The 12,253-nt window shown below is 59.9% G+C and carries 9 protein-coding genes and 4 tRNA genes; 4 read left to right on the top strand and 9 right to left on the bottom strand.

Features of this window, described 5'->3' with window-relative positions; all coding sequences use genetic code 11:
* Positions 1–363 precede the first annotated feature (363 nt).
* The 3 genes from ACYQ2T_RS16805 to ACYQ2T_RS16795 all read left to right on the top strand — a co-directional run bounded on the left by ACYQ2T_RS16805 (position 364) and on the right by ACYQ2T_RS16795 (position 4,053).
* Complete coding sequence (locus tag ACYQ2T_RS16805) at positions 364–1,146, top strand: TrkA C-terminal domain-containing protein (protein ID WP_459902014.1); 783 nt, start codon at positions 364–366, stop codon at positions 1,144–1,146.
* A gap of 61 nt (positions 1,147–1,207) precedes the next feature.
* Positions 1,208–3,334, top strand: coding sequence for a VTT domain-containing protein (locus tag ACYQ2T_RS16800; protein WP_459902013.1), 2,127 nt, complete (start codon positions 1,208–1,210; stop codon positions 3,332–3,334).
* Entirely contained in the window at positions 3,331–4,053 is a 723-nt protein-coding gene (locus tag ACYQ2T_RS16795) for an endonuclease/exonuclease/phosphatase family protein (protein ID WP_459902012.1), read from the top strand. The genes ACYQ2T_RS16800 and ACYQ2T_RS16795 overlap by 4 nt, the downstream gene beginning before the upstream one ends.
* Before the next feature lie 899 nt (positions 4,054–4,952).
* On the opposite strand, the gene ACYQ2T_RS16790 is transcribed toward ACYQ2T_RS16795, so the two are convergent.
* A complete protein-coding gene (locus ACYQ2T_RS16790; protein WP_459902011.1) occupies positions 4,953–5,849 on the bottom strand; it encodes a LysR family transcriptional regulator in 897 nt (298 codons plus the stop codon).
* 120 nt (positions 5,850–5,969) lie between these two features.
* Between ACYQ2T_RS16790 and ACYQ2T_RS16785 the strand changes: the two genes are divergently transcribed.
* The gene (locus tag ACYQ2T_RS16785) at positions 5,970–6,812 is read left to right on the top strand and encodes a DUF169 domain-containing protein (RefSeq protein ID WP_459902010.1); all 843 of its coding nucleotides are present in this window, start codon (positions 5,970–5,972) and stop codon (positions 6,810–6,812) included.
* Between the two features lie 161 nt (positions 6,813–6,973).
* Here ACYQ2T_RS16785 and ACYQ2T_RS16780 read toward each other — a convergent pair.
* From ACYQ2T_RS16780 to tmcD, 8 genes are all read right to left on the bottom strand, one after another.
* Positions 6,974–7,050 (bottom strand) — tRNA-Asp (locus ACYQ2T_RS16780).
* Positions 7,051–7,157: 107 nt separating this feature from the next.
* Positions 7,158–7,234: transfer RNA gene (locus tag ACYQ2T_RS16775), tRNA-Asp, on the bottom strand.
* A gap of 168 nt (positions 7,235–7,402) precedes the next feature.
* Positions 7,403–7,479, bottom strand: a tRNA-Asp gene (locus ACYQ2T_RS16770).
* Between the two features lie 15 nt (positions 7,480–7,494).
* A tRNA-Val gene (locus tag ACYQ2T_RS16765) sits at positions 7,495–7,570 on the bottom strand.
* A gap of 700 nt (positions 7,571–8,270) precedes the next feature.
* Complete coding sequence (gene tmcA, locus ACYQ2T_RS16760; protein WP_459902009.1) at positions 8,271–8,660, bottom strand: acidic tetraheme cytochrome c3 TmcA; 390 nt, start codon at positions 8,658–8,660, stop codon at positions 8,271–8,273.
* Between the two features lie 71 nt (positions 8,661–8,731).
* Entirely contained in the window at positions 8,732–10,012 is a 1,281-nt protein-coding gene (tmcB, locus tag ACYQ2T_RS16755) for an electron transfer complex ferredoxin TmcB (RefSeq protein ID WP_459902167.1), read from the bottom strand.
* Positions 10,013–10,192: 180 nt separating this feature from the next.
* The gene (gene tmcC / locus ACYQ2T_RS16750) at positions 10,193–10,855 is read right to left on the bottom strand and encodes a TmcC family electron transfer complex membrane anchor subunit (protein ID WP_459902008.1); all 663 of its coding nucleotides are present in this window, start codon (positions 10,853–10,855) and stop codon (positions 10,193–10,195) included.
* A 9-nt stretch (positions 10,856–10,864) separates the two neighbouring features.
* Positions 10,865–12,127 (bottom strand): electron transfer complex subunit TmcD, encoded by a 1,263-nt coding sequence (tmcD, locus tag ACYQ2T_RS16745; protein ID WP_459902007.1) that lies wholly within the window; start codon positions 12,125–12,127, stop codon positions 10,865–10,867.
* Between the last annotated feature and the right edge of the window lie 126 nt (positions 12,128–12,253).

Here is a 12,253-nt window from a genome sequence, read left to right as displayed (position 1 = left end):
AACGCCTCGCGTCGTCTGAGGAGACAATGGCGAATTTTGCCCGGTATGTCAACGCAAAACAGCGAATTTCGCCCGATTTTCTCGCATTCTGGCGCGGCACAATGCGGTGTAATTTCGCATGGTGAGGCGATGATACAATGCGGACCATGACGCCAACGCAGGTGCAGGACAAGCACCCATGCGGCGCAGGAAATTCATTGTTTTGGAGCAAACGATGAAAGGCTGCAGAGGGCATCAAAACACTGCGACGTGCGCAGTGAAAGACGGCCAACCTTGATACGGCACTGCAATTCGCCTATGGTCTTAGGAACTCTCAAAAGGTTGGAAACACTTTATAACACGGCACAATACAGACGGAACACCATGATAGCGATTGCCACATTACTGCTTATTCTCATCGTATCGATGATCCTCACGCGCATGGCGAGCCTTGCGCTCACTCACACGGGCCTATCGCGTCAGGCCGCGAAATTTCAAGCGCGGTCGGCATTTACTGGCGTTGGATTCACCACGTCGGAGTCCGAAAAGGTGGTCAATCACCCTGTGCGGCGGCGCATTTTGCTCCTGCTTATGCTGCTGGGCAATGCGGGTGTGGCGACGGCCATTGTTACGCTGCTTGTCGGCTTCATCAATGTGCAAAACACGGGGTCGCTGTGGCTACGGGCGGGACTGCTGATTGTTGGCCTGGCCGCACTGCTGGCACTGACCACTAGCCAACGGTTCGACAGGCTCCTGTCGCGCATCGTTTTCCGGGCAATGAAGCGCTATACGGCGCTTAACGTCCGCGACTATGCCGCGCTGCTGCACCTGACGGGCGACTACTCCATTGGCGAGGTCTTTGTACAGAAACAGGACTGGATGGCGGACCGCACCCTTGCCGAACTCCGCTTGCAGGACGAAGGCGTCGTGGTGCTTGCCATCACGCGTGCGGACGGTACATTCCTAGGAACGCCGAAGGGCGCCACCACCCTGCGCGCCGCGGATACGCTTGTCGTCTATGGCCGCGCCGGAGCCATCCGCAGTCTGGATGACAGACGCAGCGGCACTGGCGGCGAAATCGCCCACGTAGAGGCCGTTGCCGAACAAAAACAGGAGCAGCAAAAGGAGCAGGAGCAAGATGTAGAGGTCTCGCCGCACAAGGACTGACCGGCATCACGCCCCGCCCAGCGCCTACTTCCTCAAGCCACCTCAGCCCAAGACGGAACATATGCAGATTCACGACCTTCCAGATACAGCCACCTCCGACGCCGCAACAGCGCGCAGCAACCGCACGGCGTTTCTCATTGACGCGCAGGACTATTATCAGGCCGTTGCGGAATCCATCCTCAAGGCGGAGCGCTCCGTCATCATTCTCGGCTGGGACATAGACAGCCGCATCCGCCTGCGTGGTGACGACGATATGCGCCTGCACGAACTCCTCAACCATGTCGTTACAGAGCGCCCGGCCCTACACATCCACGTGCTGATATGGGACTTCCCCCTCCCCTACAGCTTTGACCGCGAGCCGCTGCAGGAAGTCAACTTCCCCCGCAAAACGCACAAAAACATCCACTTTCACCTCGACGACGAACTCCCGGTCGGTTCGTCGCACCATCAAAAGGTCATCGTGATTGACGACGCTGTGGCTTATGTGGGCGGCATGGACGTGACAGGAGCGCGGTGGGATACACCGGAGCACCAGCCGCAGGACCCACGCCGCACCACGCCGGGTGGCGACGAATACGGTCCCTACCACGACATTCAGATGGTTGTTGACGCCGAAATGGCGACACTGCTAGGCAATATGGCCCGAAAGCGCTGGCTGTGGGCCACAGAGGAAGCCCTTTCCCCGCCGCCGCCACCCGCTGGCGACCCGTGGCCGGAAAGCATCTCCCCGGCGCTCCGGGACCATGTGCTCGCCATGGCGCTGACGCTGCCGCCCTACAAAGGCCGCCGGGCGCGGCGCGAAATTGAAGCGCTCTATCTGGACAATATCGCCAAGGCCCAACATCTCATCTACATTGAGAATCAATACTTCACCTCCGCCAGCATCCGCGACGCCATCGCCAAGCGCCTTGCCGAGGCAAACGGCCCGGACATCCTCATCGTCATTAACGAGATGCCCACGGGACTTCTGGAGCAGCTGGTCATGGAGCCGCTGCAATCCGACGTTTTCGATGCGCTGTACGAGCAGGACACACACGGCCGCCTCGCCGTCTACTGCCCGTATGCGGACAAAAATTTCCAAACCTCCGTCAAGGTCCACGCCAAGCTGCTGCTGATTGACGACGCCTTCGTCACTGTCGGTTCCGCCAACCTCAACGACCGCTCCATGGGGCTGGACTCCGAATGCAACCTTGCGCTGCGGCAATCCAGCGGGAACGACGCCTCGCTTCGGGACCTGCGCCGCCATCTCATCGCGCACCATCTTGGCGTGAACGATGACGAATACGCCAGCGAGGAAGAACGCTCCGGCATGCTTGAGGCCGTCAAAGCCCTCCAATCGCGCAAGGGCCGCCTGCTTCCCGAGCCGGAGAGCCGGTATTCCGCGCCGCTGCCCGTGGACCCAGAGCTTGCACGCCCGCTGGACTCCCCGCACCCCGCGCTGTACGACTCCATCCTTGACGAATATTCCGGGCCGGACAATTCGCAAAAGAGCTTCGTCCGGATACTCGCCTTCAGCGCCATGCTCGCCGCCTTCGTGCTCCTCGCCGTTCTGTGGCGGTACACTCCGCTCTCGCGCTACGTAACGCCGGACGCACTTCTGCACTGGGCGGCGCACATTCGCGAGCTGCCCCTCGCGCCGCTGCTTGCGCCGCTGGCCTTTGTCTTCGGTGGTCTCGTCATGTTCCCGGTGACGCTGCTCATCGTCCTCACCGCCAGCATCTTTTCACCTGCGGAGTCCTTTGCCATCTCCACCGCCGGGTGTCTGCTGTCCGCCTTCACGGTCTATTCCATTGGCGAATACCTCGGGCACGACTCCGTGCGCCAGCTTGCAGGCTCGCGCATCAACGCCCTCAGCCAGCAGCTGGGCAAGCATGGTCTTGCGTCCATCGTCGTCGTGCGCATTTTGCCCGTGGCACCCTTCTCCATCATCAACCTTGTTGCCGGAGCATCGCACATCAAGCGGCGCGTCTTCCTTACCGGCACCATCCTTGGCATGATTCCCGGCATCATCGGCATGACGCTCTTCGGCGGCCAACTCATGAACGCAATCCGCAACCCCGGCCCCATGACCTTTGGCGTGCTGGGCGCCATCATTGCCCTCGTCATCGGCCTTGGCATGCTTCTGCGCCGCCGCCTCAGGCGCGTCAAAGCCGACCTCGACGCCGAACCAAGCGGGGATCAATCGTGACCAGCCCCAGTGCCCAGCATCTGCGCGTTGCCACCTACAACATTCACAGCTGGGAAGGCGCAGACAACACGGCCGACCCGCAACGCATTCTCCGCGTCATCGCGGCCCTCAACGCCGACATTATCGCCCTGCAAGAGGTCGTCTCCCCAAATGCGGCAGGCGTCCCCTGCTCCCTGACGGACCTCGCGCAGGAGCTTGGCTATCACGCCATTTTCGGCCAGACCATGCTCCGCCCCGACACGCGCTACGGCAACGCCCTTCTCAGCCGCAAAAAACCGCAAATCGTCCGGCATCACTCCCTCGCCATCCACAGGCGCGAACCGCGCGGCGCCATTGAAGCCACGTTTACCTTCGCCAGCACCGTGCGCATCTTCGCAACGCATTTCGGCCTCAGCGCCAGAGAGCGTCGCGTTCAATTCGCCAAGCTGCACACACTGTTTCAGCGCGGCGCGCCAGAGGTCAGCATCCTGCTGGGCGACCTCAACGACTGGTTTCCCCTCAGCCCCCTTCGGCGGCGCCTGCGCCTCGCATTCGGGCACGCCCCAGCCCCCCGCACCTTCCCTGCACGCTGCCCCCTCTTCGCCCTCGACCGCATCCACGTCACCCCTGCGGGGCGGCTGCGCCATCTCGCCCGCCACAACACCCCAGAAGCCAAGCACGCCTCCGATCACTTGCCGCTGGTTGCAGATATTCAGGTGGGGGAATCGTCAGAGGGATGAAAAAGCGAAGCGATTGTGGGAGAGGAAGATGCCTCCGGCGGCTTTAGCTCTTAGTCCGTTCGGCCTGGAAAGGGCGAAGGGGCTTAGAGATAAAGATAGCAGAGCTGGTTAAGGGCCGTGGGCCCTTAACGATCCCATTTATACGCCAGTGATGCGTACCAGACACGCGGCCTCTATCAGACCCCGGCAACGGCGCCACCCCCACACGGCCAACTCCCCCAACGCGAGGAAAAAGCCACCCACCCCTTTTTTCGGGCTGGCTTCCAGCCCGAAAACCTCGAGATTTTTAAGGGGTCGCACCCCTTAAACCGCCGGAGGCACCCTCTTGACCCCGGCGTAACGACCCGGCCCGGCACAAAGAATATGCTCCGCAGGGTTAAGGGCCGTGGGCCCTTAACGATCCCATTTATACGCCAGTGCTGCGTGCCAGACACGCGCCTCTATCAGACCCCGACAACGGCGCCACGCCAACGCGGGCAACTCCCCCAACGCGAGAAAAAGCCACCCAACCCTTTTTTCGGGCTGGCTTCCAGCCCGAAAATCTCGGGATTTTTAAGGGGTCGCACCCCTTAAACCGCCGGAGGCACCCTCTTGACCCCGGCGTGACGACCCGGCCCGACACAAAGAATATGCTCCGCAGGGTTAAGGGCCGCGGGCCCTTAACGATCCCATTTTTACGCCAGTGCTGCGTACCAGACACGCGGCCTCTATCAGGCCCCCGCAACGGCGCCACGCCAACGCGGGCAACTCCCCCAACGCGAGGAAAAAGCCACCCACCCCTTTTTTTGGGCTGGCTTCCAGCCCGAAAACCTCGGGATTTTTAAGGGGTCGCACCCCTTAAACCGCCGGAGGCATCCTCTTGACCCCGGCGTAACGACCCGGCCCATCCAAGGGCACCCTCACTGCGCCACATGCGCTGCGACGTGGTCCATGAAGAGGCGCACTCGTTTGGGGATTTGTCGGCTGCCTGTAACCATGTTGACGTCATGAATGAAGCCGCCGCTCCAGTCTGGCAACAGCCGCACAAGGCGTCCTGCGTGTTCGTCGGGTGCGGCGCGTTCTTTGCGAAGCATGGCTACGCCGCGCCCTGCCATGAGGAAATCTCGGCACATCTCAACGGAGCTAAAGCTGTACTGCGGGTCGATATCCACGATGATCTGACGGTTTCCGTTGTGCATGGGCCAGCGGCGACCGTAGCGCTGCAGCACAATACAGGGGAGCTGATGCAGGTCGGTGGGCTGTTTGGGGGCGGGGTAGCGCTTGAGGAGACTTGGCGAGGCATAAAGATGCGGCTCAATGGTGAGGAGTTTTCTGGTGATAAGGGCGGGATGAATGGACGTGCCGGTGACAAAGGCCACATCAAAGGGCGCAGTGCGCATGTCCACGGGTTGATCCTTGAAGGTGACATCCAGCTGAATGTCCGGCCACCTTTCGGCGAAATCGAGAAGAACGCGCTTCAGGAGTCCGTCGTACAGGTCCAGAAACATGCACACGCGAACCACACCCTGCGGCTCTTGCATATTCATCACGACGGCGTCGTGGGCTTTGTGCACTTCATCGAGAATGTAGCCGCAACGATCAAGGAGATACGCGCCGTTATCCGTGAGTTCGACATTTCGCGTATCGCGGTAGAAGAGCAGCACGCCCATGCGCTCTTCGAGGAGCCGAATGCGGCGCGACAACGTGGAGGACCCTATCCCGAGGGAATTGGCCGCCTTGGTGAAACTCTTCTGCTTCGCCACCTCGACCAGCAAAGGGATATCGCTCAAAAAGCTTGGGAGACTATGCTCATTCATGGGATAGAGTTTTCCTTTCCAGATGTTTATTTTATTCATGAGCATGGTATGAAATGAGTCAGAGAAAGGCAACACAGCCGCAACCGGCTGCGAAAACGACCAAAAGATACGGAGGCAAGTATGCCGATGCAATCAGTGCTGGATGAGACTGCAACCTTCATGAAGCACCTTGGCCTTACGGAAGAGCCGTTCGGGGTGCACTTTGCGGACGTTACGCCGGAAAAGGCGTTCGGACCCAAGAAGGGGGTGCCTATCTCGCGGGAGCTGGAGGACAAGGGCGAGCTGAACATGCAGGAGGTTATGAAATCGTTCTCCTGCGTGATGGGAAACGTGTGGCTGGCGAGAAAGAAGCAGGCGGCCGCGTTCATCTCAGCGGAGCACTATGGCTGCCCCGGCGGCGTGTACTACTGTTCCATGCTCACGCCGCACCTTCGGTTCATTGAGCGGTATGTGTCGACGGGCTTTGAGGGCACGCCTGTGGAAGGCGAGCGGTATATGCCAAACCCCGATGCCATGCGCGAATTCATGCTGGAGGTGAACCCTCGCAAAGCGCCTGCGAAGTATTGCATTTTCAAGCCGCTGTCGCATTTTTCAGAGGAAGAGCAGCCGGAATTCGTCATCTTTTTCGCGCGCCCGGAGGTTGTGTCCGGGCTGTTCACACAGGCCACGTTCGCCACGGGCGACATGCAGTGTGTGGTGTCCCCGTTTGGCGCGGGCTGCACCAACATGATTGGCTGGCCGCTCTACTACAAGGAGCGGGGCGAGGAAAAGGCCGTTCTTGGCGGCTTTGACCCTTCGGCCAGAAAGTTCATGAAAACCGACGAGCTCACATTCACCATGCCGCTGAGTTTGTACGAGAAGATGCTTGCCGCCCTGCCCGAATCCATGTTCACGCGCGATACCGCGTGGAAAAGCGTACGCAAAAAGGTGGACCGGAGCGCCAAGGCGTGGGGTGAAGAATAGGCGCACGCCCTGCTGGTTGGTAAGGATGGTGGCGGCGTAAACAGGCCGTGAGCGCGCAGAGCGAAACGCCGGAGCGCGCCCCCGCACACACAGACGGCGCCGCGCAGAGAGAAGCCCACGAAAAAAGGGTTACACAGTGATGTGTAACCCTTTGATTTCTGTGGCGGAGCCGACGAGACTCGAACTCGCGGCCTCTGGCGTGACAGGCCAGCGTTATAACCGACTTAACTACGGCTCCGCTATATGGAAACTGCCAGCAGTAGCAGACAGATTTCGGTGTAATGTGGCCGGGGAAATTCCCCGGCCATAATCTATATAAGGCCCGCTTTCGGGGCAAAGTAAGCATGGCGGAGCCGACGAGACTCGAACTCGCGGCCTCTGGCGTGACAGGCCAGCGTTATAACCGACTTAACTACGGCTCCGCTATATAAATGATCTGCCGGGTCAGGCTCTTGCCTCTATCTGGCTATGTCCCTCCGGACACGGGCTTCCCCTGGGAACCCTCACCATGATGCGGCGCCCCGCCGCAAAACCCGAACACACTTTGGGGCTTGAGAAAGGCCCGGACGAACCGGGCCTGTACTTTCAAATGGCGGAGCCGACGAGACTCGAACTCGCGGCCTCTGGCGTGACAGGCCAGCGTTATAACCGACTTAACTACGGCTCCGCATTGTGGCTGTGGTGGTGGGCGGTACAGGGCTCGAACCTGTGACCCTCGGCTTGTAAGGCCGATGCTCTCCCAGCTGAGCTAACCGCCCCGCCTTTCCCCGCAACCGGGAACAGCTAAATAGCCAGACACCCTGCGCTTGTCAACGGTTTTTTTAAGAAAGTGTCATTTTCTTTGTGGCAGTGCCAGAAACCGTTGCACGCTCTGATTTCCAAAGAAACCCCGGTGCCTTGAGGCGGGAACTTAAAGAACTCCCGCCACCCCGTCAAGCCCAAAATACGCGGCCCGTGTAAGGGCACGTGGAGCGCCCAAAGTGGCGAAAGCTGGCGGCCTGAAAGGACTCTGCTGATGGTGGGGTGGCTCCAACCTGAGATACGCACTGCGCCGCGGATGCGCACCCGGCCTTCCCGCCCACCTGCCAGCGCCGCCCAGTCCACTTCGCGGCCGCCACGAGCGGCATAGCCCTTTGGATGCCTCATGGAACGCGCAGAAAGGAGAAGCGAAGGCATAGGGGCCAGACTAGGCGGCGGCGGACAAAGCCCCTGAAAAAGCGTAGAGCGCCCCTCCCCGCACTCCTGCCATGCCGCGCGCCCTCGTGCCGCTATAACCTCTTACCTATGTTCCCGGACAGAAGTGTCACCCATCTTCCGGGTTGTACAAGTGTTACCCATCTTCCGGGTTGCCCCCCCTCGCCCCGCACTGCCCCCAGCCCTGCCCTCAAAACCCAATATCCATAGAAAAGGCCGCCCCTTCTTGCGAAGAGGCGGCCTTCAAGGCGCTATGGCGGGTGCTTACTTCACTTCGTGACAGCCACCGCAGGTCACCGGACCCTTGCCTGATTCCACGTGGCAGCTCTTGCACTGCTTGTGGTAGGCGAGGCGCAGTCCGGGGGTGGAACCCTGAGACTCCAGAGTGTGGCAGTCCGCGCAGGGAATGCCAACGGAGTCCATATCTTCGACCAGCTTGCCATCCTCATAGTAGTGGTGGCAGGAGGCGCAGTCGTAGAGTTCCGCCTTGTCGTTATGTTCATCGTGCTTAAAGGTCGCCGGCGGACGCTGGTCCGTCATAAAGGCCGGGTCGCTCAGTTCGACGATGTCGTCCTGCGAATAGGCCGTGGCGATGAACAGGAACGTCGCCAAGGCAGCCACGGCCGCGAAGATGCCCAGTCTCTTCATTTTCATGGTCGTATCCCCTCTGCTGCGCGGCCCGCACGGCGGCGGGCACACAGCTGATTACAAGTCGTGGCTTTCCGCTATTCGGATTCGGGCCTTTCCATATACTCGAAGATGATGTCGCCCAAGAACTTGAGCTCCATCTCCAAGCCGTAGTGATGGATAATGTCATCAAGTCCACCGTGGCAGTTATGGCACGGGGAGACGATGGTGTTGATGCCCTGATCCTTCATGCGTGCCAACTGCTCGGCCTTGGCCTTGTTGGACAGCACGCGCTTGGTCTTCCACGGCGGTCCGCAGTTGATGACGCCACCACCTGCATTGCAGCAGAGGTTATGTTCGCGGTTCGGCTCCATCTCAACAACGCCCTGCGTGAAGACGTTGGCGACATGGCGGCCAAGCTCGTGCAGGCCGCGACCACGCACGGTGTTGCACGGGTCGTGGAAGGTCACCTTTTCGGGGAACTTCTCGCGGCACTTGAGCTTGCCTTCCTGGATAAGCTGGAAGAAGAACTCAATGGAGTGCACCATCGGTATGGGAGGCATCTTCCACCCAAGCCAGCGGTTACCCACGTCGTAGACGCTTCGGAAGGCGTGTCCGCACTCGCCCATGACGATCTTTTTCACTCGCAGGCGCTGAGCGGCTTCGTAGTGGGCCTTTTTGATGCGGCCCATGGTCTCGAAGTCGCCGGTGAACATGGCCATGTCGGAGTTATCCCAGCCGGGCTCCTCGGGCATGGTCCAGTCAAGACCCGCCACCTCAAAGATGGCCGCAGCCTGATAGATGAGGTGGGTACGGAACTTCGGCTCCGGCGCGATGACGGAGTACATGAAGTCCGCGCCTTCCTTGGCAACGGGGATACGCAGCTTCGGGAACTCGTCCCGGGCTTCGTCTTCCTGCCACTGCAAGGTGTCCACCCACTCGTCTTCCTTGACCCACATCTGGTTCATGGTGGCGGAGTGGCTGTTGGCGGTATCCTGAATGTACTGCGGAGTCATGCGCAGCTTCGAGCAGATGCGGCGCACGGTCTGCAGCATGTAGGCGATATCAATGCCAAAGGGGCAGTACTGCTGACAGCGTCGGCAGAGGTTGCATTCCGTGGATGAGATAACGGAACACTCGCGAACCTCTTCCGGGGTCAGGCGGCCCTTTTTCTTCAGCATCTGCCAGATGGTGCGCTTTACCTTGCCAACGGGGGAGTACTTGGGGTCCTTGTCGTTGGAGAGGTAGTGGTGGCAAGCCTCGGAGCACAGGCCACAGTGCACGCAGGTTTCTACGTACGCTTTGAGGCGCGCGCCGCACTCGCCCTGCAGCACCTGATTAATGGTCGATTCAATCTTTTCGGGCGTCAGATTCTTCATGCCCTCTTCGAGGGCGTAGTCCTCAATGCTGTCAAAGTCGTACTTGCCGTCGGCCTTATCGGTAACAGCCTTGGCACGAACCTTCTCAACGTATGTCATCGAGGCTTCGGCGTTTTCCACACGTTCGGTGTTTTCAGCCATATTCCTTTCTCCTTCAAGAAATATTGTCGCGTCCCTTGCCTACCAGTCCTTCACGTGACGGACAGCGCCGAATTCGGACGCGGTGTAGCCACGGGTAAAGACGAAGTAGAGCATGTGCGCAAGCCGCGTAAACGGAATGCACACCAGCATCAGTTCGCCAGCCAGCACGTGCAGGGTGGTCAGCAGCAGCGGATCACCAATGTGATGGTAGGCAAGGATGCCGGTCAAAAACGGGGCCGCGACAACAGCCAGGATGGCAAAGTCGGAGGCGCTGGTGACATACTTGACGTGAGGCAGAGCAATTCTGCGCCAGCCAAAGTACAGACAGCCGGCCACGACCACGAAGGCAGCGATGTCGGCCACCTGATCGGGCAGCGTGGGCCAGCTCCAGCCCAGAGAGCTCTCTTCAAGAAGGACAACGTGACCCAGCGTAAAGATGGGCACGAGGATAAGTCCCACGTGGAAGAGGAACGTCACAATGGTCATCACCGGCTGCAGACGGGAGTTCGTGCTGCCAAAGGGGATGAGCCAATGGAGTATGGACTTGAGCGCATGGCTCCAGCTCCAGTACTCAAAGACGTAGTTGTCTTTCTGCTTGGCAAGGCTCAGCAGCGAGGCAAGACGCCAAATGCTGCCAATGATGAACACGGCAAAAGTCACCCAGACAAGAGGTCCGCTTACGAAGTTGTATACGCTTTGCATCTCTCCCTCCTATCCGGTGATTTCGGAAACAGGCATCACGCGGCGGTAGTACTTGCCGCCTTCGACACACCGGACCATCACGCTTTTGGAATCCGGGCTGAACGTCGGTGTCCAGCAGGATTCGCAGGCGTGGCCGTATTCCTTGCCGTCCACAACAACGGTGTACTTGCCGCCCTTCTCAACCAGCGCGCCAACGTGCTTTCCGTCGGGGCTGATGGTGGGGGCCCAAGCCATGTCGTAGCGGCCAGACCATGCTGCGCCGTTGACCATGACGGTCCACTTGCCATTCTCCTTGCCCAGCGCGGCAATGGTCTTGCCGTCCGGGGAGATGGTGAGGTCCGTGACCATTTCGCCGAAGGTGGTGTTCCAGGCGGTGCCGTTTACGGCCACAGTCCACTGGCCGAACTTGGGCGACACGACGGCGGCCAGAGCGCTGCCGTCCGCGCTGTACTGCGCGTGCCAACACTGGATAAAGAACGGCCACACCACGTTGCCGTCCTGCGCGATGGTCCACTTGCCGCCCTGTCGCACGGGGGCGACAACGGAGCCGGTGGACGGATTGAACGCAGGACGCCACACGCTCTGGTACACTTGGTTCCAGGGCTTGCCGTCGACGGTGATGGTGTAGTCATACAGGGACAGGCGGGTCTCGCCGGCAAGGCGTTTGCCGTCGGGCGAGAAGGCCAGTCCGAAGATGTTGGTGAAGTTGCGATCCCACGCCTGACCATTGATGGCGGCGGAGTAGGTGCCCTCTTCAAATTTGTAGATCTCGGCCTGTCCCATGTCCACAGTCTGCACAGCGGCAGCCGTGGCGGTGCCATCGGGACTCATGATGAAGTTGTTGGCGTTTGCGTAGAGGTTGTCCCACAGCTTTCCCTCTACGGCGATGCCGTACCTCATGTCCTGCTGCACGGCGCAACCAATTTTGGAGCCGTCTTCGCTGAACATGAAATTCCATGCGTAACCGAGGGGGCCCTCCCAGGCGGTGCCGTCGACAACGACGTACCATTCGCCCATCTCCTGAGCGAAACCGCACAGGCGTCCATCCGGAGAGTACCTAAGACCCCACACACGTTCATACGTGTTTTCCCAGGGTTCCTCACCATTGATGGACGGGGTGAACTCTCCCTCCACGTTGACCACGGCGGCAATCTGTTCGCCGTCCGGGCTTGCATGAAGTTCCTCTACCCACTCGTACTTGTCTCTGCTGGCCCCGAGGTCCGCAATTACGCGCTCGCCCGGTTCCCAGTTCCATTTTGCAGAAACCACCATAGCCCTCCTTCCAACGCCGGTGGCGTCACACGGTTTGGGGTTTTCTGATATCCTGTGTATCTTCTCGAATGCTTTGAAGTTTCCCGACCACCCTTAAACTTGTCACACTGGGTTTGTCCAGAATTT

The organism is Desulfobaculum senezii (genome assembly GCF_054657395.1).
Note: the sequence above shows the minus strand (reverse complement) of the source record. Positions and strands in the feature narration are given on the sequence as shown.

Bases quoted from the DNA above. Each gene is read 5' to 3' on its own strand.
- ACYQ2T_RS16805 (WP_459902014.1), top strand. From the start codon at position 364: ATGATAGCGATTGCCACATTACTGCTTATTCTCATCGTATCGATGATC.
- ACYQ2T_RS16800 (WP_459902013.1), top strand. From the start codon at position 1,208: ATGCAGATTCACGACCTTCCAGATACAGCCACCTCCGACGCCGCAACA.
- ACYQ2T_RS16790 (WP_459902011.1), bottom strand. From the start codon at position 5,849: ATGAATGAGCATAGTCTCCCAAGCTTTTTGAGCGATATCCCTTTGCTG.
- ACYQ2T_RS16785 (WP_459902010.1), top strand. From the start codon at position 5,970: ATGCCGATGCAATCAGTGCTGGATGAGACTGCAACCTTCATGAAGCAC.
- tmcA (WP_459902009.1), bottom strand. From the start codon at position 8,660: ATGAAAATGAAGAGACTGGGCATCTTCGCGGCCGTGGCTGCCTTGGCG.
- tmcB (WP_459902167.1), bottom strand. From the start codon at position 10,012: ATGAAGAATCTGACGCCCGAAAAGATTGAATCGACCATTAATCAGGTG.
- tmcC (WP_459902008.1), bottom strand. From the start codon at position 10,855: ATGCAAAGCGTATACAACTTCGTAAGCGGACCTCTTGTCTGGGTGACT.
- tmcD (WP_459902007.1), bottom strand. From the start codon at position 12,127: ATGGTGGTTTCTGCAAAATGGAACTGGGAACCGGGCGAGCGCGTAATT.